The sequence below is a fragment of the Mesorhizobium sp. Pch-S genome, assembly GCF_004136315.1.
Lineage (GTDB): Bacteria > Pseudomonadota > Alphaproteobacteria > Rhizobiales > Rhizobiaceae > Mesorhizobium.
The window spans coordinates 978,528-997,860 of the sequence record NZ_CP029562.1 but is presented as its reverse complement, the minus strand read 5'-3'; the positions used below and the strand labels follow the sequence as shown (position 1 = coordinate 997,860).

General features: G+C 64.2%; 19 protein-coding genes and 1 pseudogene. 16 read left to right on the top strand and 4 right to left on the bottom strand.

Features of this window, described 5'->3' with window-relative positions:
- Positions 1–325 precede the first annotated feature (325 nt).
- Positions 326–1,405, top strand: a complete 1,080-nt coding sequence (rsgA, locus tag C1M53_RS04655; protein ID WP_129411174.1) for a ribosome small subunit-dependent GTPase A — start codon at positions 326–328, stop codon at positions 1,403–1,405.
- Between the two features lie 104 nt (positions 1,406–1,509).
- On the opposite strand, the gene C1M53_RS04650 is transcribed toward rsgA, so the two are convergent.
- Both C1M53_RS04650 and C1M53_RS04645 read right to left on the bottom strand, forming a co-directional pair.
- A complete protein-coding gene (locus tag C1M53_RS04650) occupies positions 1,510–2,004 on the bottom strand; it encodes a hypothetical protein (RefSeq protein ID WP_129411173.1) in 495 nt (164 codons plus the stop codon).
- Positions 2,005–2,086: 82 nt separating this feature from the next.
- Complete coding sequence (locus C1M53_RS04645; RefSeq protein ID WP_129411172.1) at positions 2,087–2,665, bottom strand: TetR/AcrR family transcriptional regulator; 579 nt, start codon at positions 2,663–2,665, stop codon at positions 2,087–2,089.
- 61 nt (positions 2,666–2,726) lie between these two features.
- Between C1M53_RS04645 and C1M53_RS04640 the strand changes: the two are divergent.
- Positions 2,727–3,017, top strand: a pseudogene (locus tag C1M53_RS04640) (oleate hydratase); the annotation flags it as partial.
- A 1-nt stretch (position 3,018) separates the two neighbouring features.
- On the opposite strand, the gene C1M53_RS04635 reads toward C1M53_RS04640, so the two are convergent.
- Both C1M53_RS04635 and C1M53_RS04630 read right to left on the bottom strand, forming a co-directional pair.
- Positions 3,019–4,572 carry a GMC family oxidoreductase gene (locus tag C1M53_RS04635; RefSeq protein ID WP_129411171.1) on the bottom strand — a complete coding sequence of 518 codons (1,554 nt, stop codon included), beginning with the start codon at positions 4,570–4,572 and terminating at the stop codon, positions 3,019–3,021.
- 146 nt (positions 4,573–4,718) lie between these two features.
- Positions 4,719–5,390, bottom strand: coding sequence for a GntR family transcriptional regulator (locus C1M53_RS04630; RefSeq protein ID WP_129411170.1), 672 nt, complete (start codon positions 5,388–5,390; stop codon positions 4,719–4,721).
- A gap of 187 nt (positions 5,391–5,577) precedes the next feature.
- On the opposite strand from C1M53_RS04630, the gene C1M53_RS04625 reads away from it, so the two are divergent.
- The 14 genes from C1M53_RS04625 (at position 5,578) to C1M53_RS04560 (ending at position 19,330) form a co-directional block, all read left to right on the top strand.
- The gene (locus C1M53_RS04625; RefSeq protein ID WP_129411169.1) at positions 5,578–6,408 is read left to right on the top strand and encodes an alpha/beta hydrolase; all 831 of its coding nucleotides are present in this window, start codon (positions 5,578–5,580) and stop codon (positions 6,406–6,408) included.
- A 44-nt stretch (positions 6,409–6,452) separates the two neighbouring features.
- Entirely contained in the window at positions 6,453–7,592 is a 1,140-nt protein-coding gene (locus tag C1M53_RS04620; RefSeq protein WP_129411168.1) for an NAD(P)/FAD-dependent oxidoreductase, read from the top strand.
- A gap of 68 nt (positions 7,593–7,660) precedes the next feature.
- A complete protein-coding gene (locus C1M53_RS04615; protein ID WP_129411167.1) occupies positions 7,661–8,251 on the top strand; it encodes an amino acid synthesis family protein in 591 nt (196 codons plus the stop codon).
- An 84-nt stretch (positions 8,252–8,335) separates the two neighbouring features.
- Positions 8,336–8,794 (top strand): YbhB/YbcL family Raf kinase inhibitor-like protein, encoded by a 459-nt coding sequence (locus C1M53_RS04610; RefSeq protein WP_129411166.1) that lies wholly within the window; start codon positions 8,336–8,338, stop codon positions 8,792–8,794.
- Positions 8,795–8,869: 75 nt separating this feature from the next.
- Complete coding sequence (locus C1M53_RS04605) at positions 8,870–9,592, top strand: class II aldolase/adducin family protein (protein WP_129411165.1); 723 nt, start codon at positions 8,870–8,872, stop codon at positions 9,590–9,592.
- Between the two features lie 111 nt (positions 9,593–9,703).
- Complete coding sequence (locus tag C1M53_RS04600; RefSeq protein WP_129411164.1) at positions 9,704–11,338, top strand: choline dehydrogenase; 1,635 nt, start codon at positions 9,704–9,706, stop codon at positions 11,336–11,338.
- Entirely contained in the window at positions 11,338–12,267 is a 930-nt protein-coding gene (fhmpcd1, locus tag C1M53_RS04595) for a 5-formyl-3-hydroxy-2-methylpyridine 4-carboxylate 5-dehydrogenase (RefSeq protein WP_129416022.1), read from the top strand. The genes C1M53_RS04600 and fhmpcd1 overlap by 1 nt, the downstream gene beginning before the upstream one ends.
- A gap of 58 nt (positions 12,268–12,325) precedes the next feature.
- A complete protein-coding gene (locus tag C1M53_RS04590; RefSeq protein ID WP_129411163.1) occupies positions 12,326–13,156 on the top strand; it encodes an ABC transporter ATP-binding protein in 831 nt (276 codons plus the stop codon).
- Positions 13,153–13,962, top strand: a complete 810-nt coding sequence (locus C1M53_RS04585; RefSeq protein ID WP_129411162.1) for an ABC transporter permease — start codon at positions 13,153–13,155, stop codon at positions 13,960–13,962. Before C1M53_RS04590 ends, C1M53_RS04585 begins: the two co-directional genes overlap by 4 nt.
- A gap of 36 nt (positions 13,963–13,998) precedes the next feature.
- Positions 13,999–15,009 (top strand): ABC transporter substrate-binding protein, encoded by a 1,011-nt coding sequence (locus tag C1M53_RS04580; protein WP_129411161.1) that lies wholly within the window; start codon positions 13,999–14,001, stop codon positions 15,007–15,009.
- 82 nt (positions 15,010–15,091) lie between these two features.
- Complete coding sequence (locus C1M53_RS31600; RefSeq protein ID WP_165358043.1) at positions 15,092–15,457, top strand: hypothetical protein; 366 nt, start codon at positions 15,092–15,094, stop codon at positions 15,455–15,457.
- A gap of 163 nt (positions 15,458–15,620) precedes the next feature.
- Complete coding sequence (locus C1M53_RS04570; RefSeq protein ID WP_245488447.1) at positions 15,621–16,595, top strand: BMP family protein; 975 nt, start codon at positions 15,621–15,623, stop codon at positions 16,593–16,595.
- Between the two features lie 78 nt (positions 16,596–16,673).
- Entirely contained in the window at positions 16,674–18,236 is a 1,563-nt protein-coding gene (locus tag C1M53_RS04565) for an ABC transporter ATP-binding protein (protein WP_129411159.1), read from the top strand.
- Positions 18,233–19,330, top strand: a complete 1,098-nt coding sequence (locus C1M53_RS04560; RefSeq protein ID WP_129411158.1) for an ABC transporter permease — start codon at positions 18,233–18,235, stop codon at positions 19,328–19,330. Before C1M53_RS04565 ends, C1M53_RS04560 begins: the two co-directional genes overlap by 4 nt.
- Positions 19,331–19,333 lie beyond the last annotated feature (3 nt).

Below are 19,333 nucleotides of genomic sequence, written 5' to 3'. Positions count from 1 at the left end.
GAGCTCAAACTGAACCGACACCAGCGAGCGTTTTCGATCAGCTGCAAACGGCGAGCAGGGTCAGGATGGGTCTGCCGACGGCACGTGAGTCTCGCGCCATCGTCAGGGCGCAAAATGGATACCGCGCGATATTGCGAGGACGACGCCCTCTGGTATAGGTTCACTTCCGGACTGAACCGCAACGCGAGCAGAAAAGGAGTTGCTACATGATTGTGCTTGTCGCCAACGCGCTCCGCTGCGCCGCCGTTCGGCTGCCCTGACCACAGGGGTTTGATCAGCTCTCGGCCGGCGCCTGATATGGCATTCCGACCGAAAGATTTTCCAAGTGCTAGAAACTTATGGCTGGAGCGAAACGCTCCAAAATGCATTCCTGCCGTATGCCGCGTCGGGTCTCGTCCCTGGCCGCGTCATCGTTCAGCAGCGCGGCCTCTACCGGCTGATCACACCCTTCGGCGAATTGAACGCCGGCCTTGCCGGCCGCTTTGCCTACACGGCGGGCGACATGGAACATCCCGTCGCCGGTGACTGGGTGGCGGCCGCCGCGCGTCCTGACGAAGGTGCCGCGACGATCCACCATCTGCTGCCGCGCGCCACCTGCTTCCGGCGCAAGGCGGCCGGTACCGGCGAGACCGCTCAGGTCATTGCCGCCAATGTCGATGTGGCGCTGCTCGTCGCTTCGTTGAACGCCGACTTCAATCCGCGGCGGCTCGAGCGCTACCTGGCAGTGACCCGGGAGAGCGGTGCCACGCCGGTGATCGTCCTGACCAAGGCGGACGCCTGCGACGATCCTTCCGGTCCCATCGCCGCCGCCGGGTCCGTGGCTCTGGGGGCCGAGGTGATCGCCATGTCATCGCTGACGGGGCAGGGGCTCGATGCCGTACGCCGGCTGATCCTGCCGGGGCGAACGGCGGTGTTGCTCGGCAGTTCCGGCGTCGGCAAGTCGACCCTGCTCAACGCGCTTGCCGGGCAGGCTCTCATGGCGACGCAGGCCATTCGCGAGGATGATGCGCGCGGAAGGCATACCACCACCCATCGCGAGCTCGTGCTGCTGCCCGGGGGAGGGCTGGTGCTCGATACGCCCGGCATGCGCGAGCTCGGGTTGTGGGATACGGGTGCCGGCTTGTCCGCAACTTTTGCGGATGTCGAAGAACTGGCGAGCCGATGCCGGTTCCGCGATTGCAGCCATGGCGGCGAGCCGGGCTGTGCCATCGAAGCGGCCCTGCGGGACGGCAGCCTGCCCGAGGACCGCTGGCTGAGCTACGGCAAGCTGCAGCGCGAGCAGGCATATCTCGACCGCCGGGACGATCCTGTGGCGCAGGGGGAGGAGCGGCGCAAATGGGTCCGTCTCAACAAGGACTATCGCAGCCGCAAGCGCGAGAAGGGCAGAGGCTGGGCGGACGAATAGGAAGCTCTGTCATCTGCCCGCCAGCATGCCCTGCGGCCATGATGCTGCAGGGCGTGCTGGCAGAAAGGCTGCCGACGGCAGGCCGGCTCCTGGGGATGGCTGGCCTAATTGTGGTTCACGGTCGTTCTGCCTTGCCTGGCCAGGTGGATGATCTGGGCTGCCAGACCAAATACGAGGATGACCAGCAGCCCGCCCTGGGCGCCGAGCAGCAGCGGCGACTTCAGGTCGGTCACGAAGGGATGGCCGTCCGGAACGCGACGCAGGACCTCGGTTATGGTCGGCAGCATCAGAAGAAACGCGCTCACGCTGAGGCATATGGTTTCGACATACCGGGCCAGGCGCGTTGGACCCACGATGCGTTCGATCCCGTAGCCGGCAAGCAGGAACAGCAGGGTCAGGCCGCCGATGACGTAGCTGATCGGCTGGTGCGCGACGAGGAAGGCCGTCGCGGCGCCGACAAGCATGGAAACGAAGTAGATCGATCCCGGCACGGACCGGGGAACGATACGACCATGACGGGCAAACATGTAGAGCGCTACCGGGATGGCCGGCAGGCTGCCGAGTGTGTGGACCCAGCCAAGCGGGGAAATTCCGAACATGAGAGGTTACCTCTGATTGAACTATCTACTAGTTGGTAGGTATTCTGGACATGCGTTGATCTCCTTGGTCGTGTCTGGAGTCTCAAGCTGCGATGCGGCTTAGCAGGGGGCGGGTTATGGCGCCGAAAGCCGTAGCATCCCCATAGGCGCGTGCCGAAAGCATCGCGCCATGCACGGTCGCCATGAACAGTTCGGCATCGGTCTGGGCCGTGCCCGTCAGGGTCAGGTGGCCCTGTGCGGCGCCGCGCTCCAGGACGGCGGTGAGCCAGTCCGAGAGACCTCGAAAATGCGCGCGCACTTCGAAGACGACGGCTTCGGGCAGAACCGGAATCTCCCCGGCGAGCAAGGCGCAGACGCAGAAGGGATGGGTCGCCTCAGCGATACAGCTCTCCCAGTAGCCGACATAGGCGCGAAGCTGTTCGAGCGGATCGGAGACATTTCGTTCCAGTTCGGCAAGGCCAGCCGCAGCCTCCTCGCGGTACTGCGCAACCAGCTCGCGGACCAGGTCCGATTTGCTGGGGAAATGGTGGTGGATGCTTGCATTGCGGATGCCGACCACGCTGGAGATGTCGGCATAGCTGAAACTGTTGTAGCCGCCCTGGATGATGAGGGCGCGCGCGCAGCGCAGAATTTCATCGGCCTTGGTTTGTGGATGATCCATAGTTTCACCTACCAACTAGTAGGTAGAATGTCAACCTGAGGCATCTCTTGTTGGCTTTTCCGTCCCGGGAATCCGGCAGGTCCAATACGACATCCGCACGCTCCTCAAGGCCGCGCGGGCGCTCAACAATAATGAGCCGTTTCCGGGCGAGCGGCTGCTGCACCGTCTGTTGGACAAGACCTATTTCGCGCACATCCTGCCGCCGCTGCCGGATCAGGAATCTGCCTGGCGCGAGAAGGCGGAGGGAGAGCTGGCGGAACTGCTTGGCGCGGGAGGCCAGGCGTTCGGCCGGATCGCCGGCTGGCTGGAAACGATGCGGGAGAACCTGGCCTCGCGCAGGAAACGTCCATAGTTCAAGCCGCGTTGATCCTGCGCGCGAAAGTCTCGGCGATCGCCAGCACGGCGGCGTGGATCGGCCCGGCCGTGAGGCTGGGCATGACCGAAGCGTCGACGACGAAGAGATTGTCGAGCGCCTTGAGCCGCAGGTCCGCATCGACGACGGCATCGGTGTCCTTGCCCATCCGGCAGGTACCGCAGGGATGATGGTGGGTGATGACCGCCTGCGCGATGAAATCGTCGATGTCGGCGGCACTGTTCAGGGGGCCGGGCAGAAGTTCGCGCTCGCGCCACCCGGCGAGTTCGTCATGGTGGCCGATCTCTCTTGCCGCTGCGAGCGCCCGGCGGAACAGGGTGCGATCCCGCTCGGTCTGCAGATAGGCGGGGTCTATGATCAGCCGGTCGCCCAGTTCCGGCCCGCTGATGCGCAGGCTGCCGCGGCTGGTCGGGTGGGTGATGCCGAACAGCAGCGAATAGGCCGTACCGGCGGCAGGGGCCTGGAAGCATTCCGATACGATCGGCGCGACACCGCAGCCGACGACGATTTCAGGCTGTCCGCCAGCGGTGAAGTCGCCGGCCCGCATGTAGGCCATCGATTCCGAATGCTGGAGGCGTGACGGCGCAACGGGCTTGCGGGCCGCGTAGAGGTTTCCGGCGCCCAGCAGGTGGTCCTGGAGGTTGCGGCCGATCTCCGGCACATCGATCAGGCACTCGACTTTGGCCGCGGAGAGTGTGTCGAGCGGACCGATGCCGGAGCGCATCAGCAGGGCCGGGCTTTCCAGCGCGCCGGCGCACAACACAACCCGGTCCGCCAGGATCGTCTCGAGGTTGCCCTGTCTCTGCACGATCTCGAGGCCGCGTACCCGATTGCCGGCCATGGTGAGCCGCCGCACCTGCGATCCCGTCAGGATCGTCAGGTTGGCGCGGCTGCGGACAGCCGCGGTCAGCCAGGCGTCAGCCACCGTGACCCGGCGCCCGTCGCGAATGTTCAACGAGTTGGGCGTGACACCGATCATCTGTTCGCTGTTGTGACCTTCAAGGCGCGGCAGGCCCAGCGAAGCGCCGGCTTCGATAAAGGCACGCGCGACCGGACTGACTTCGTCCGACGGCAGATGAACGGGCATCGGCCCGCCCTTGCCATAGAGGCCGTTGCCGCCGAGCGGATGATCCTCGAGGGCCTGGAACGCCGGCAGCAATTCGTCCCAGCCCCACCGGCGATCCCCGGTGGCGTCGACCCATGCCTGGAAGTCGGCGGGATGGCCGCGCATGTAGCCCATGGCGTGCAGGCAGCTGGAACCACCGATCAGCCGGCCCCGCGCCCAGCGGTGCACTCGTCCCGCGGTTCCGGCCTGCGGTTTGGTGCGATAGTCCCAATCGTAGCTGCGGCCCTGCAGTGCCGGCCATGCTGCCGGATTGCGGATGTCGGGGTCATTCTCCTCTTCGCCGGCCTCGATCAGCAGGACGCGGCGGGTCGCATCCTCGCTCAGCCGCGAAGCAAGCAATGTGCCGGCGGAACCGCCTCCGACGACAACGACATCGGCATTCCGTTCGCTTGCAGTCGCCCTGGTCATCAGCACCCCGTCTTGCGTGGGCCGGCTTCGACAACCGGCATTGACCGCACCGGTGCGGTCAAGCCCCGGCACGTTGATCTGCGTTCTGCGGATACCGAAAGGTGGTCAGGGATTCCGAGACCTCGGAAGGGACCTTCCGGGGAAATTCAGCTCACGCTGTCCATCGATATCTTCGCCGCCGCCTTCGCCTTCAGAAGATGCTTCTTCGAAGCCTTGCGGGCGGCTTTCTCGTCGCCTGCGGCGATGGATTCGTAGATCTCCCGCATCTCCGCCAGGCTGCTCTGCGCCCTGCCTTCCAGGGACATCGACCGTCCTCGAAAGAAGCTGATCCTGGCCACAAGGCCACGATGGACTTCCTCCAGGATCGGGTTGCCGCAATTGGCGAGTATGATCGAATAGAAGTCCGCGGCGGTCGTGACCTGCGCCAGGCTGTCATGGCTGGCCGCGGCCTCCTCGAAGGCTAGAAGCGACCTCTCGAGTTCCTGCAATTGTTCGGTGGCAATTCGTGATGCGCATCGTCCCGCCGCCTCGACTTCCAGAAGCTCCCGGACTTCGTAGATGGCGGTTGCCTCTTCCCATGAAAGCGCGGGCACTGCCGGTCCGCGGTTGGGCACGATCTCGATCAGCCGTTCGGCCTCGAGACTGCGCAACGCCTCCCTCAATGAAGGACGGCTGATACCGAGCTGGGCGCACAGCTGGCTTTCGATCAGGCGGCTTCCCGGCTGGAACAGTCCGGACAGGATGGCGAGCCGCAACTTGTCGACAGTCTCCTGTTGCACCGTCCGTGGGGAAATCCGCAAATTCAGATCTGCCGGCATTGATGACGTCTCTTGGGCTCGGGGTCACGATCGGACGCATCATATGCGACGCTGCGCGCATTGGACAGCAGGAATAGCCAGATTGTCAATTATCAAGATTGCAAGAATGTCTGACAATCTGGTTGACGAGCCTTTTCTAATATGATCCTCTTGAGTGAGACGGGCCGCAACAAAAAGGATCCAGAACATGGCGGCAGGCATACGCTCCGACCAGCTGATTTCGCGACGCATCGAGACGGGGGGCATCGCCCTGCATGTGCGCGAGGGAGGCTGCGGCCCGTCGCTGCTCTTCTTCCACGGCATCACTTCCAATTCGGCTGTCTTTGCACCGTTGATGGCCAGGCTTTCGGATCGCTTCACGACCATCGCGGTCGACCAGCGCGGGCATGGCCTCAGCGACAAGCCGGAAACCGGCTACGAGGCCAATGACTATGCGGATGATATCGCCGCGCTGATCCGCACGCTCGATCACGGACCTGCCATCCTGGTCGGACATTCGCTCGGCGCCAGAAACTCCGTCACCGCTGCCGCACGTTATCCGGATCTGGTGCGTTCGGTCATCGCGATCGACTTCACGCCTTACATCGAGACCGAGGCGCTCGACGCGCTGGAAACCCGGGTGAACGCGGGAAGCCGGCTTTTCGACGACCTCAAGTCGGTCGAGGCATATCTGGCGGCCCGCTACCCGAACATTCCCGCAGACGCCATCAGGATCAGGGCCGAAAGCGGCTATGAGAAAGTCGATGGCGGCTTTCGTCCGCTGGCGTCGCCCTCGGCCATGGCCCAGACCGCCAGGGGCCTGCGCGCAGACCTGACCCAGGCCTATCGGGATGTGACTAGGCCGGTGCTGATCGTCCGTGGCGAACAAAGCAAGCTGGTTTCGCCGGCGGCGCTGGCAAAGACCAGCCGGCTGCGGCCGGACCTGCCAGTCGTCGTCGTCCCGGACGCCGACCATTACGTCAACGAAACGGCTCCCGAGATCACGCTGAAAGCCATCACCAATTTCATCGACGCCTGACGGCTCTGCACGCCGTCTTCTTGTACCCAGGATCAGGATAGAAAATGGCCAATGTAAACAAAACTCCGGGCAAGGCGCGTCGTGCCGAGGTTGCGGGTGGTGGCTTTGCCGGCCTGACGGCTGCCATCGCGCTGAAGCAGAGCGGTTGGGACGTCCGGCTGCACGAGAAGAGCTCGGAGTTGCGGGCCTTCGGCGCAGGGATCTATCTCTGGCACAACGGCCTCCGCGTCCTCGAGGGGCTGGGGGCGCTGGACGATGTCCTCCAGGGTTCGCACACGCCACCGACCTACGAAACCTGGATGCACAACAAGTCCGTCTCGAAGGAGACGTTCAACGGCCTGCCCTGGCGCATCATGACCCGCAGCCATCTGCATGATGCGCTGGTCAAGCGCGCCCGTGCACTGGGCATCGACATCCGCGTCGATTCCGAGGCGGTCGCCGCCGACCCGGACGGTCGCCTGACCCTTCAGACCGGAGAGGTCCTCGAAGCCGACCTGATCGTCGGCGCCGATGGCGTCGGCTCCAAGGTACGCGACTCGATCGGCTTCAAGCAGGATCGCTGGATATCGAAGGACGGCCTGATCCGGCTGATCGTCCCGCGCATGAAGAAGGAACTCGGTCATGGCGAGTGGGACAACACCATCGACATGTGGAATTTCTGGCCGCGCGTCCAGCGCATCCTCTACTCGCCCTGCAACGAGAACGAGCTCTATCTCGGCCTGATGGCCCCGGCCGCCGATCCGCGTGGATCGGCGGTGCCGATCGACCTCGAGGTCTGGGTCGAGATGTTCCCCTTCCTGGAGCCGTGCCTGGTCGAGGCGGCCAAGCTGAAAACCGCTCGATACGACAAGTACGAGACGACGAAGCTGGACAGCTGGACACGAGGCAAGGTCGCGCTCGTCGGTGATGCCGCGCACGCCATGTGCCCGGCTCTCGCCCAGGGCGCCGGTTGCGCGATGGTCAACGCCTTCAGCCTGTCGCAGGACCTGGAGACGGGCTCTTCTGTCGAAGACGCGCTCGTCGATTGGGAGAAGCGCATTCGCCCGGTCACCGATCGCTGCCAGGCCCTTTCCGGAGACTATGCGGCCAATCGCTCGCTCTCGAAGGGCAACATGTTCACGCCGGCCGCCCTGGAGTCGGCTCGCTACGACCCGCTGCGCCGGGTCTTCTCGTGGCCGCAGTGATTTCGAATGGACGGCGGGCAACAGATCAATCGGTGCGGCGGAAGCTGTGCTCTCCTCGGGAGACTTAAATGAACTATTCGGCAGAAGTTGAGAAACACTACGAGGTGCGCGGTTGGTATTCCACCGTCCATGAGATCCGCCATGATGGCGGAGAGCCCGGCGACAGGCTGGTCAAGGTCGCGGTGGGCGTGGTCATCCGCAACCCGTTCGCAGGCAAGTTCGTCGCCGACCTCTCCGATATCGTGAACCCCAGCCCGGCCATTGGTCACGCGCTCGGCGAACGGGCCGCGTCGCTGCTCGGCAACCGGCCGGTCAACAGCTACGGCAAGGGCGGCATCGCCGGCACGGCCGGCGAACAGGAACATGTCGTCGCCTGCATCACCACGCTGTTCGGCGACCCGCTGCGCGAGCAGGTGGGTGGCGGCAGGGCCTGGATTTCGTCGGTCAGCAAGGTCGCCGCTGCCGGCACCGCCATCGACATCCCGCTCGCCCACAAGGACGAGCTCTACATCCGTTCCCATTACGATGCCGTCACCTTCTCCGTGCCGGATGGCCCGCGTCCGGACGAGCTTCTGATCTGCGTCGCCGTCGCATCGGGGCCACGCGTGCATCAGCGTGTCGGCGGCAAAACCGTCGCCGACCTCGAGGCCACCGTCTAGAGCGTTTTCACGCAATTCCGAACGGAAAACCGCTGCACACTTTTCCTGGAATTGCTCCAGTTCTACCGAACAAGGACACATTGCATGCCCCTGAACATCAAGGACCTGAAGATCACCTCGGCGGATTTCCATCCGCTCGGCAGGCTGCGCGACGAGCATGCCGGCGACAAGGGCAACGTGTTGCCCAGGCTGACCGTCAGCGGCGTCCCGGCAGGCGCGAAAGAACTCGCGGTCATCTGCCACGATCCGGATGCGCCGCTGGCCAATGGCTTCACCCACTGGGTCGTCTATGGCATCGATCCGTCGACCACCGATCTTTCCGACGCGCAGGAAAAGTTCCGCGTCGGCCCCAACGGCGCCGGGCACATGCAGTACTACGGACCGCAGCCGCCCGCTGGCCATGGCGAACATCACTACTATTTCTGGGTGTACGCCCTCGACACCAAGGTCGAAGGGACGCCCAACCGGGAGGAGTTCCTCCAGAAATATGCCGGCAACATCATCGAGCAGAACCGGATCGTCGGCATCTACGAAAACAGGTGAACAGCGCGACCCTGGCGATCGAAAACAACAATAACAAGAACGATCGCGGTCGCTGTGTAATGGGAGAATTCGAGAATGACAGACAGCAACGCCACGCGCCAGAAGGTCTTCCAGGAACTGGTCACGGCGACCAAGATCCTTCTGAACGAGGGCATCCTGGATACGTTCGGGCACATCAGTGCCCGTGACCCGGAGGATCCCCAAAGCTTCTTCCTCGCCCAGAAGCTCGCGCCGAGCCTGATAACGACCGGCGACATCCTGCGTTTCAATCTCGACGGCGAAACGTCCGACAATCGGCCGTCCTACCTGGAGCGCTACATTCACAGCGAAATCTACAAGGCGCGGCCGGACGTTCAGTGCGTGCTCCACAGCCATTCGCCGGCCGTGCTCCCCTATTGCTTTACCGACACGCCGCTGCGCCCGGTCACGCATATGGGGGCATTCATGGGCGAGGCTGTGCCTGTGTATGAGATCCGCGACAAGCAGGGTGACGAGACCGATCTCTTCGGCGGCGGCCACGACGTCTGCGCGGACATAGCCGAAAGCCTCGGTGACCAGACAGTGGTCCTCATGGCACGCCATGGCGTGGTGAACGTCGGCAGTTCTGTCCGCGAGGTCGTGTTCCGCGCTTTCTATCTCGAGCAGGAAGCCAAGGCGCTCACGACCGGACTCCAGATCGGCAAGGTCAAGTACCTGACGCCCGGCGAGGTGAAGACGGCAGGCGCGCTTGTCGGCAAACAGATCGACCGGGGATGGGATCACTGGTCGCAACGTCTCAAGGAAAAGGGCCTGGTCTAGCGCCAGCAGGTCTTTGAACATTCCCTGGAAGGAGCTCGGTCTCCGCCAGGGTAGCGGGCCCCGATCCTGAAATTCTCCGGGGCCAGAGCGTCAGGCGAAAGCAGTAGAACCATGCCGCACGCAGAAAGCTACGACTACATCATCGTTGGGGCCGGATCGGCCGGTTGCGTGCTCGCCAACCGGCTGAGTGCCGATCCGCAATGCTCGGTGCTGCTGCTCGAAGCCGGCGGCTGGGATCGTGACCCGATGATCCACATCCCGCTCGGATGGGGCAAGATCCTGACCGAGCGGCGCCATGACTGGATGTATTTCTGCGAACCGGAAGACAATGTCGGCGGACGCCGTGTCGAGTGCGCGCGCGGCAAGGTCATCGGCGGGTCGTCTTCGACCAATGCCATGGCCTATGTGCGGGGCAACCGCGGAGACTATGATCGCTGGGCCGCCAGCGGGCTCAGCGAGTGGTCGTATGAAAAGGTGCTGCCTTATTTCCAGAAGCAGGAAAGCTGGGAGAAGGGCGGAAGCCGCTTCCGGGGCGGCAATGGCCCGCTCAGCACCCAGTTCTGCCGCTACAAGGACACGCTGATCGAAGCCTTCGCACAGGCCAGCGTCGACGCGGGCTATCCGCAGACAAACGACTATAATGGCGAACGGCAGGAAGGTTTCGGCCGCCTCCAGATGACGATCTCGAACGGTCGCCGCAGCTCGACGGCATCGGCCTATCTGCGCCCGGCCATGGCGCGGCCCAATTTAACCGTGCTGACCGGAGCGATGGCGACGAAGATCGTCATGGAAGGCACGCGCGCCACCGGGGTGACGATCAGCCATCGCGGTGATGAACGGACGGTTGTCGCGCGCAGGGAAGTCCTGCTTTCCGGCGGTGTGATCAACACGCCGCAGCTGTTGATGTTGTCTGGCATAGGCGCATCGGACGAACTCGCGGCGCACGGCATCCAGACAAGGGTGAACCTGCCGGCGGTCGGCAAGAACCTGCAGGATCATGTTTCGGTCATCCTGATGTACCGGCGCAGGACCCCGGGGCCGTTCCTGCACAACATGCGCGCCGACCGGATCGGCTTCGATTTCCTCAAGACCTATCTGACGGGAAGCGGTTTCTCGGGCGATGTGCCCGGTGGTGTCGTGGCATTCCTGAAAAGCGGCCCCGAGCGGCCGCTGCCGGATGTGCAGTTGCTGTTCACCGCGGCCCCGCTTGCCGCATGGCCGTATTTCAAGCCGTTCAAGGCACCTTTCGCCGATGGCTTCGCAACGCGGATCGTGGCGACGCAACCGGAAAGCCGGGGGGCCGTGAAACTGGCCTCGGCCGATCCTTCGGCCGCGCCGTTGATTCATCAGAACTTCCTCGCCTCGCCGAAGGACTGGGAATCGCTGCGCGCCGGTTTCCGGGTGGCAAGGAACCTCGCGGCTCAACCCTCCATGCAGCCCTTCATCGAGGCCGAGTTCTTTCCCGGCCCGAAATGCCAGAGCGATGACGAGATCGACGAGCACATCCGCAAGACCTCCATCACCGTGCATCATCCGGCCGGCACCTGCCGGATGGGTGTCGATGCGGCATCGGTCGTCGACCCGGAACTGCGCCTCCGCGGCGTTGACGGCCTGCGCGTGGTGGATGCTTCCGTCATGCCCGACCTTGTCTGCGGCAACATCAATGCGGCGGTGATCATGATCGCCGAGAAGGCCGCCGACCTCATCGCGGCATCGAGAGCAGTAACGGAAAGCAGGGCAGCGTGATGATCCAACGTATCGCCATCATCGGTCTGGGCACGATGGGGCCGGGCATGGCCGCAAGGCTCGCCAGGGGCGGCCTGCAGGTAACGGCCTGTGATGTCGCCCCGGCCGCGATCGAACGCGCACGCACCATGCTGGAAACGGCCGAGGGCGTTCTCGATGCCCTGGGCATCGCGGCACCGGTGGCAGGTGCCGGAAGCGTGCGCTTCACCGACGATATCGCCGATGCGGTATCCGGTGCCGACCTCGTCATCGAGAACGTTCCCGAAAACATCGCGATCAAGGCCGAGGTCTATCGCGCCATCGACGGACTGATCCCATCGGACACGATCGTGGCATCGGACACGTCGGGCATCCCGATCACCCAGCTGCAGGCGCACATCTCGCATCCCGAGCGGATGGTGGGCATGCACTGGTCCAACCCGCCGCACATCATTCCGATGATCGAGGTGATCGGCGGCGAGAAGACCGCGCCGCAGACCGTGGCGACCATTCGTGAACTCATCCGTTCGATCGGCCTGTTGCCGGTTGTGGTGAAGAAGGACGTCCCGGGTTTTGTCGAGAACCGCGTGCTTTATGCGCTGCTGCGCGAGGCGGTCGATCTCGTCGAGCGCGGTGTCATCGAGCCGGAAGACCTCGACACCTGCGTGTCCTGGGGCATCGGCTACAAGATCGCCGTCGTCGGTCCGATGGCGCTGCTCGATATGGCGGGCCTCGACATCTACAAGTCCGTCTCGTCCTTCCTGAACGCCGACCTTTCCAATCGTGGCGATGTCGCGCCGATGGTGCTGGAGAAGACCGGCGCCGCGAAGCTCGGCATCAAGTCGGGCGAGGGCATGTTCTCCTACACGCCCGAGCAGACAAAGGCGCTGCAGGCCGAGCGGGCGCGCAAGCTCGTCGCGGTGCGGCGCATCCTGGAAGGCCGGGAGTAGCCCATGGATCGCACCATGCAAGCAAAGGGCTGGATCGGAACGCACGGAGGAACAAGCCATGCGCATTGACACGATCCGGGCAGACGGCGGCAAGCCGGCCCATATCCGCCATGACGACCTTATCTCCGTCAAAGGCGTCTCGGTGGTCTACGCTCGCCAGCTGGTGCTCCAGAACATCGATCTTGCGGTGCCGAAAGGCTCCTTCGTCTCGCTGATCGGTCCTTCCGGCTGCGGCAAGAGCACCTTGCTCAAGGTGCTGGCCGGGCTGGTCGAGCCGACAAGCGGCAGCGTTTCGATCGGCGGACTCTCGCCGGTCGAGGCAGCGCGCAAGCGCATGATCGGCGTCGTCTTCCAGGATGCCAACCTTTTGCCGTGGAAGAACGCGGTAGACAACGCCTCCATGCTGCTTTCCATCGCCGACAGATCGCTGTCGCGTGCCGAGCTTCGGGCACGCGGGCAGGAGATGCTGGAGCTGGTGGGCCTTGGCGATGCCGCCCACAAGCGGCCGAATGAACTGTCGGGCGGCATGCGGCAGCGCGTCGCCATCGCCCGGGCGCTGGCGCTCGATCCGGCAGTGCTGCTGATGGACGAGCCGTTCGGCGCCCTCGATGCCATCACCCGCGACGCGATGGGCCAGTCGCTGCTGGAGATCTGGCAGCGTACCGGCAAGACGATCGTGCTCGTCACCCATTCGATCGACGAAGCCATCCATCTGTCGCGCCATGTCCACGCGCTCGGCATCAAGCCTGGGCGCATCACCGGCAGCATCGACATCGGCCTGCCGTACCCGCGCGACCTGGCGGTGACGGAGGATCCGGAGTTCGTGCGCCTCGTCGTGCAACTGCGCACCATGCTGCGCGCCAGCCATCAACCGGGAGACGCATCATGAGCGATCAACCCATGACCGCCGAGCCTCGCTCGGCTTCCGGTTTCGCTGCTGCGACAAGCAGCTGGCTGCCTGCCGTCATTCTGCTGCTGGCCACGGTCGTGGTCTGGGAAGCGATCGTGCGGATCTTCGCCATCTCGCCCTTCATCATCCCGGCTCCGTCGGAGATCGGGCGATCGCTGGTCGCGCAATGGGAGACGCTGATGCAGGCCACGCTGGTGACTGCGGCCGAGATATTGCTCGGCTTCGTCGTCTCGGTCGTGGTCGGTGTCGCCATCGCGCTGGTGATCGTGCGTTTCGACTGGCTGGGCCGGGCGCTCTATCCGCTGGTGGTGCTGTTCCAGAATGTGCCCAAGGTGGCGCTGGCGCCGATCTTCATCCTCTGGTTCGGCTATGGACTGGCGCCGAAGATCGGCCTGATCCTGGTCATCGCCTTCTTCCCGGTGACGCTGTCGATGCTGGCCGGCATGCAGTCGGTGGACCGCTCGCTGCTGTCGCTGATGAATTCGGTCGGCGCCAGCCGCACGCAGATCCTGTTCCGGATCCGGGTGCCGCATTCGCTGCCCAACCTGATGGCCGGCACCAAGATCGCCGCCACGCTGAGCGTCATCGGCGCCATCGTCGGCGAATTCGCCGGCGCCTCGGACGGGCTGGGCTACGTCATCCAGTTCGCCTCGACCCAGCTCGACACGGCACTGGTCTTCGCGGCGCTGCTGCTCGTCTCCGTTCTCGGCATCGCCTTCTATTACGCGGCCGAGATCCTCGAACGCATCGTGGTGCCTTGGGCACCGAAATTCAGCCACGCCTAGGGTTCCGGGCGGTCAACGACAGGGAAGGATCGAACAATGCTGAGACGCTCACTCATCAAGGCGGCCACGCTTGCAGCGTTTGCCGGCGCGCTTGGCTTCTCCGGCGCAGCGCTTGCCGCCGACACCGTCAACGTCCAGCTTGACTGGGTGGTGCGCGGCAACCACGCCATGTTCTTCGTGGCCAAGGAAAAGGGCTTCTTCGCCAAGAACGACATCGACCTTGCAGAGATCCGCAAGGGCTCGGGTTCACCGGACGCCATGCGGCTGGTGGGCAACGAGAACGCCGATTTCGGCTTTGGCGACCTGCCCACGCTCGCCGTCGCGCGGTCACAGAAGGTTCCGGTGGTGGCGCTCGCCGCCGTCAACCAACGCTCGCCGCTGGCGATCATCTCGCTCGCCAAGACCTTGAAGCTCACCAAGCCGGAAGACCTCAAGGGGCTGACCATCGGCATCCATCCGGCGGGCTCGACCTACATCTTCTTCCGCGGCTTCCTGGCGGCCAACGGCCTGACCGAGAAGGACATGACGCTGAACAGCGTCTCGCCGCCCTATGAGAGCTACCTGCTGCTCGGACGCGTCCAGACGGTGGTCGGTTATGTCGACGCCGAGGTTCCCGAGCTTGAAGCCAAGGCGGGTGGTCCGGGTTCGCTCAGCATCATGATGGGCGCGGACCATGGCTGGAAGGCCTACGGCTCTGGCCTGTTCACGTCGGAAAAGATGATCAAGGACAAGCCCGACGTCGTGCGTCGTTTCGTCAAGGCCTATCGCGAAGCCTTCGACTATGTCGTCGCCCATCCGGAGGAAGCCGCCGAGATCACCGCCAAGGCAGCACCGGGCTATGCCGACAAGAAGGACGTGCTTTTGGCGCAGATCAACGCCGACATCGCCTCGACCTTCACCAGCGCTGAAACCAAGGAACACGGCCTCGGCTGGATGAGCAAGACGCAGTGGGAAGAGACGCTGAAGACGCTCAGCGATCAGGGCGTGCTCAAGGCGCCGCTGTCGGCGGATGAGACCTTCACCGACAAATTCCTGGCGAAGGAATAGGGGCGATGCCTGAGGAGCAGGGCACGATGAGCGCTTACCGGCAGAGCAGGCTGTCCTGCTCCATGCCGCAGGACACGGCGCCGTGCCCCTTTCCGCGTCGGTGCGGTCGAGCGTTATCTGGACGCGGGTCGCATATGCGCGCGCCGACAGGCCGCACCACAGGCGCTCGACCGGCAGGTTTTCGCGCTTGTCGTTGAGGATGGTGAAGGTGCCGGTCGCGGCGTCGAACCAGAGTTCGATACGGGCGCTCTTGCCCGGTTCGACTGTCGCGATCCCGGCCGAATACCAGTGGGCGAACTCGGCATTGCAGGACAGGCCGTCCTTGCCGGAATTCGAGATCGTCAACGGCACCATGGCGAGTCCGTCGGTGCCGGTGCGGACGGTGACGTGGTGCAACTCAACCGCGTTGGCAAAAGGTACGAACGCCAGCGCTAACGGGAGGACATGACGGATCTTCACTTCGAATAGGCTCCGGATGTGTTCAATTCCGAAAGTCTATCTCTCTTCTGCGTATTGACAATAAGAATATCAACCGGAAGGCAACAAAAGAGGGTAACATGTTAAAGCTTCTCAAAAGTAGCGTAAGTGCAGTTATACTTAGTGGTGTCTTGATGGGCAGCGCGTTTGCCGGCGAAGTCAAGTCGATAGCCATCCTGACGCCCGAAGAGGGTACGGATTACGGCTGGAACCAGCAGGGCATCGATGCCGCCAAGGCAGCCGGCAAGGCCGCCGGTGTCGAAGTGGTCGTGGCCCAGGGCCTCGGCTATGGCGACGTGCGTCCGACGTTGCGGGAACTTGCCGCCGACGGTGCCAGCCTGTTGATCGCACATGCCAGCGGCTACAACACCTCTGCGCCCGAGATCGCCAAGGAAACCAAGGTTCCCGTTGCGATCGTCGACACGCCGAACGGTCTGGAGAAAGGCCTCGTCGCCGACTACACGCTGAGCGGCCATGAGGGCGCCTATCTGGCTGGCCGTCTTGCCGCCAAGATGTCGCGCTCGAAGTCGGTCGGCATCGTCGTCTCCGGCGAGCCGCCGTCCTGGAACTCGCAGTCGGCGGCTTTCGCGCAGGGCGTGAAGGCGGAGAACCCGGATGTGAAGATCACCTATGCAGTGATCGGACCCGCCGCCTACAGCGATGCGGCCGGCGGCAAGCGCGTCGCCGAAAGCGTGATCGCCTCGGGCGCCGACATCATCTTCGGCCAGGGCAACGGTTCCAGCTTCGGCATGCTGCAGGCGGTCGAGACGACCAAGGCTGCCGATGGCGGCAAGGTCTATTTCATCGACGTCATTGGCGACAAGTCGCCAATCGACAAGGGCTTCCTGCTGTCGTCGGTGGTGTGGAACATCGAACCTGTCTACGCCGCGATGATCGCCGACCTCAAGGCCGACACCTTCGGCAGCAAGCACTACACGATCGGCCTCAAGGACGATTCCGTGAAACTGCTGAAGACCGCCGCGATCCCGGACAAGGTCTGGTCCGAAGTCCAGGCGGTGCGCGAAGACATCATCTCCGGCAAGATCAAGGTCGAGCCGGTCTATGACGCCGCCGCCGTCAGGGCGCTGATGACGAGCGTCGCCCAGTAAGGCGGCGACCGGTCAGTTGCCGAAGGGGCGACCAGTTCGCCCCTTCGGACGATTTCCCTTTTTCAGGGCTGGGCTTTCATGAGCAATGCTTCTTCGTCCCCTGCTGGCGACATCGTCACACTCGAAGGCGTCACCAAGCGCTTTCCCGGCATCGTCGCCAATGACGGCATCGACCTGTCGATCCGTCCAGGCGAAGTGCATGTGCTGCTCGGCGAGAACGGGGCAGGCAAATCCACCCTCATAAGCATGCTGTCCGGCCTGCAGCAGCCGGATGAAGGCCGCATCCTGGTCGACGGCAGGCCGATGCCGATCACTTCGCCGCGCCAGGCTCTGGCGCTGGGTATCGGGACGGTGTTCCAGCACATGATGCTGGTGCCAACGCTGACCGTGGCGGAAAACCTCCTGCTGGGCGGCCCCTGGTGGCAGCGGCCGAGAACCGAGGAACTCGAGGCGCGTGTCGCCGAGATCAGCAGGAGCCTCGGCATTGCAGTCAAGCTGCATGCGAGGGTTTCCGAGCTTTCACTGGGCGAGCAGCAGCAGGTCGAGATCGTGCGCGCCATGGTGCGCAACAGCCGGCTGCTGATCCTCGACGAATCCACCTCGATGCTGACGCCGCAAGGCATCGAAGAGCTTGGCGCGCTGATGCGCCGCCTCGTCGAACAGGGGCTGGCGATCGTCTTCATCACCCACAAGCTGAAGGAGGCCGCAGCCTTCGGCGATCGCATCTCGGTGTTGAAGCTCGGCCGCAAGGTCGGCGAGATCCCGCCCGAACGTTTTCGGACGCTCGGCGAACAGGAGATCATCTCCGAGATCGTGGAGCTGATGTTCGGCAAGCAGAAGGATGATCCGGAAGCGGCGGAGCGCCCCGTCGCTTCGCCCCACGCGGAAGCCGCGCCGCTGCTTCAGGTCACCGACCTCACGGTGGCGGCGAGCGACGATGCGCCCGGCCTGTCGTCGATTTCCTTCGACATCCGTCCGGGCGAAATTCTCGGCATCGCCGGCATTGACGGCAACGGCCAGAAACAGCTGGCAGAGGCACTCTCCGGCCAGCGCCTGGTGACCGGCGGCTCGGTGCGGCTGGAAGGTGTCGCCATCGAGGCGCTGAGCGTCGGCGAACGCAGCCGGCGCGGCCTGCGCTACCTGACCGACGACCGGCTGGGCGAGGGCACGGTCGGCACCTTCCCGGTATCGATCAACTTCTTTCTCAAGCAGGTCGGTGCCGCGCCGTTCTGGCGCGGCGGCGTCGAACAGCGCGCCGAGATCGACAGGCGCGCCGCCGAGCTGGTGCGCGAATACGATGTGCGTACGCCGAGCCTGAAGACGCCCGTCGCGCGGCTCTCGGGCGGCAACATCCAGAAGGTGCTGCTGGCACGCGAACTGGCGGAAGGTGCCAGGGTGGTGATCTTCAACAAACCCACCTACGGGCTCGATCTCGCCAACACGCTGGCATCGCGCCAGCGCATCCGCGACGCGGCCCAAAGCGGCCTCGCCGTGCTGCTGATCTCCACGGACCTCGAGGAGCTGCTCAGCATCTGCAACCGTATCGCCGTCATGGCCAACGGAGCGCTTGTCGGCACCGTCACCAATGCCGAAGACGCCCGCACCAGGGTCGGTCGCCTGATGATCGGACTGGCCGCATGAGCATTGACACCGCCCCCACCGTCAGCGCCACCGCACTGGACGCCACCAGCGGCATCGCTGCGCGTCGTGACATCCTGCGCCGGTTGCTGATGACGCTCGGCCCGATCCTTGCCGCGCTCGTCATCGCCGGCTGCATCCTGCTTGCCGTCGGCGTCGACCCGCTCGCCTATTATGGCTACGTGCTGGAGAAGGGGTTGTTCTCGCCGCTCGGCATCCAGCAGACCCTGACGCGCATGGCGCCGCTTCTGTTCCTTGCCGCCGGGCTGATCGTGGCCTTTCGCGCCGGCATGTGGAACCTCGGCGGCGACGGCCAGTTCCTGCTTGGCGCTGTGACGGCGGCGGCCAGCGCGCCGTTCTTCGTCGGCATCATGCCGGCCTGGCTCGCCTTGTTCTGCGCCTTCGTCATCGCCACGCTTGTCGCGATGATCTGGTCGCTGGTGCCGGCGCTGCTGCGCGCCTATCAGGGCGTCAACGAGATCATCACCACGCTGATGATGACGTTCCTCGGCACTTCGCTTGCCAATGTGCTGGTCAAGCTCTTCTTCCGCGACCCCGGCACGACCGTGCCGCAGACCCGCACCCTGCCGGTGGAGGACCGGCTGCCGCGCCTGTTCGACACCACCATCACCAGCGGCCTGCTGTTCGGGCTGGCTGCGATCATCATCGTGCATCTGGTGATGACGCGGACGGCATTCGGGCTGAAGTTGCGGATCGTCGGCGCCAATCCGCGGGCAGCGATTCATGCCGGGCTCGGCGTGCCCGGCCTGACCATTGCCGTCTTCGCCATTTCGGCCGGATTGGCTGGTCTTGCCGGGGCCGTCGACATCATCGGCGTGCAGGGCAATGTCCGCGCCGACTGGAACCCGGCTTACGGGCTGGCGGTCATCCCGGCGGTGTTCCTCGCCCGCATGAACGGCTTTGCCGCCATCGGCTTCGTGTTCCTGCTTTCGGTGCTGTCGATCGGCGGCGAGAGCGCGGCGCGGCGGCTCGGCGTGCCCAATCATTTCACGTTGGTGCTGGTCTCGATCGTGCTGATCGTGCTCGCGCTCGCTGAATATGTCGACCATCGCTACAACCAGTCGAGAAAGGCCTGACGC

Excerpts from the sequence above, each read along its gene's own strand:
- C1M53_RS04650 (WP_129411173.1), bottom strand. The coding sequence starts at position 2,004 with ATGTTCGGAATTTCCCCGCTTGGCTGGGTCCACACACTCGGCAGCCTG.
- C1M53_RS04645 (WP_129411172.1), bottom strand. The coding sequence starts at position 2,665 with ATGGATCATCCACAAACCAAGGCCGATGAAATTCTGCGCTGCGCGCGC.
- C1M53_RS04635 (WP_129411171.1), bottom strand. The coding sequence starts at position 4,572 with ATGACCAGGGCGACTGCAAGCGAACGGAATGCCGATGTCGTTGTCGTC.
- C1M53_RS04630 (WP_129411170.1), bottom strand. The coding sequence starts at position 5,390 with ATGCCGGCAGATCTGAATTTGCGGATTTCCCCACGGACGGTGCAACAG.
- C1M53_RS04625 (WP_129411169.1), top strand. The coding sequence starts at position 5,578 with ATGGCGGCAGGCATACGCTCCGACCAGCTGATTTCGCGACGCATCGAG.
- C1M53_RS04620 (WP_129411168.1), top strand. The coding sequence starts at position 6,453 with ATGGCCAATGTAAACAAAACTCCGGGCAAGGCGCGTCGTGCCGAGGTT.
- C1M53_RS04615 (WP_129411167.1), top strand. The coding sequence starts at position 7,661 with ATGAACTATTCGGCAGAAGTTGAGAAACACTACGAGGTGCGCGGTTGG.
- C1M53_RS04610 (WP_129411166.1), top strand. The coding sequence starts at position 8,336 with ATGCCCCTGAACATCAAGGACCTGAAGATCACCTCGGCGGATTTCCAT.
- C1M53_RS04605 (WP_129411165.1), top strand. The coding sequence starts at position 8,870 with ATGACAGACAGCAACGCCACGCGCCAGAAGGTCTTCCAGGAACTGGTC.
- C1M53_RS04600 (WP_129411164.1), top strand. The coding sequence starts at position 9,704 with ATGCCGCACGCAGAAAGCTACGACTACATCATCGTTGGGGCCGGATCG.
- fhmpcd1 (WP_129416022.1), top strand. The coding sequence starts at position 11,338 with ATGATCCAACGTATCGCCATCATCGGTCTGGGCACGATGGGGCCGGGC.
- C1M53_RS04590 (WP_129411163.1), top strand. The coding sequence starts at position 12,326 with ATGCGCATTGACACGATCCGGGCAGACGGCGGCAAGCCGGCCCATATC.
- C1M53_RS04585 (WP_129411162.1), top strand. The coding sequence starts at position 13,153 with ATGAGCGATCAACCCATGACCGCCGAGCCTCGCTCGGCTTCCGGTTTC.
- C1M53_RS04580 (WP_129411161.1), top strand. The coding sequence starts at position 13,999 with ATGCTGAGACGCTCACTCATCAAGGCGGCCACGCTTGCAGCGTTTGCC.
- C1M53_RS04570 (WP_245488447.1), top strand. The coding sequence starts at position 15,621 with ATGGGCAGCGCGTTTGCCGGCGAAGTCAAGTCGATAGCCATCCTGACG.
- C1M53_RS04565 (WP_129411159.1), top strand. The coding sequence starts at position 16,674 with ATGAGCAATGCTTCTTCGTCCCCTGCTGGCGACATCGTCACACTCGAA.
- C1M53_RS04560 (WP_129411158.1), top strand. The coding sequence starts at position 18,233 with ATGAGCATTGACACCGCCCCCACCGTCAGCGCCACCGCACTGGACGCC.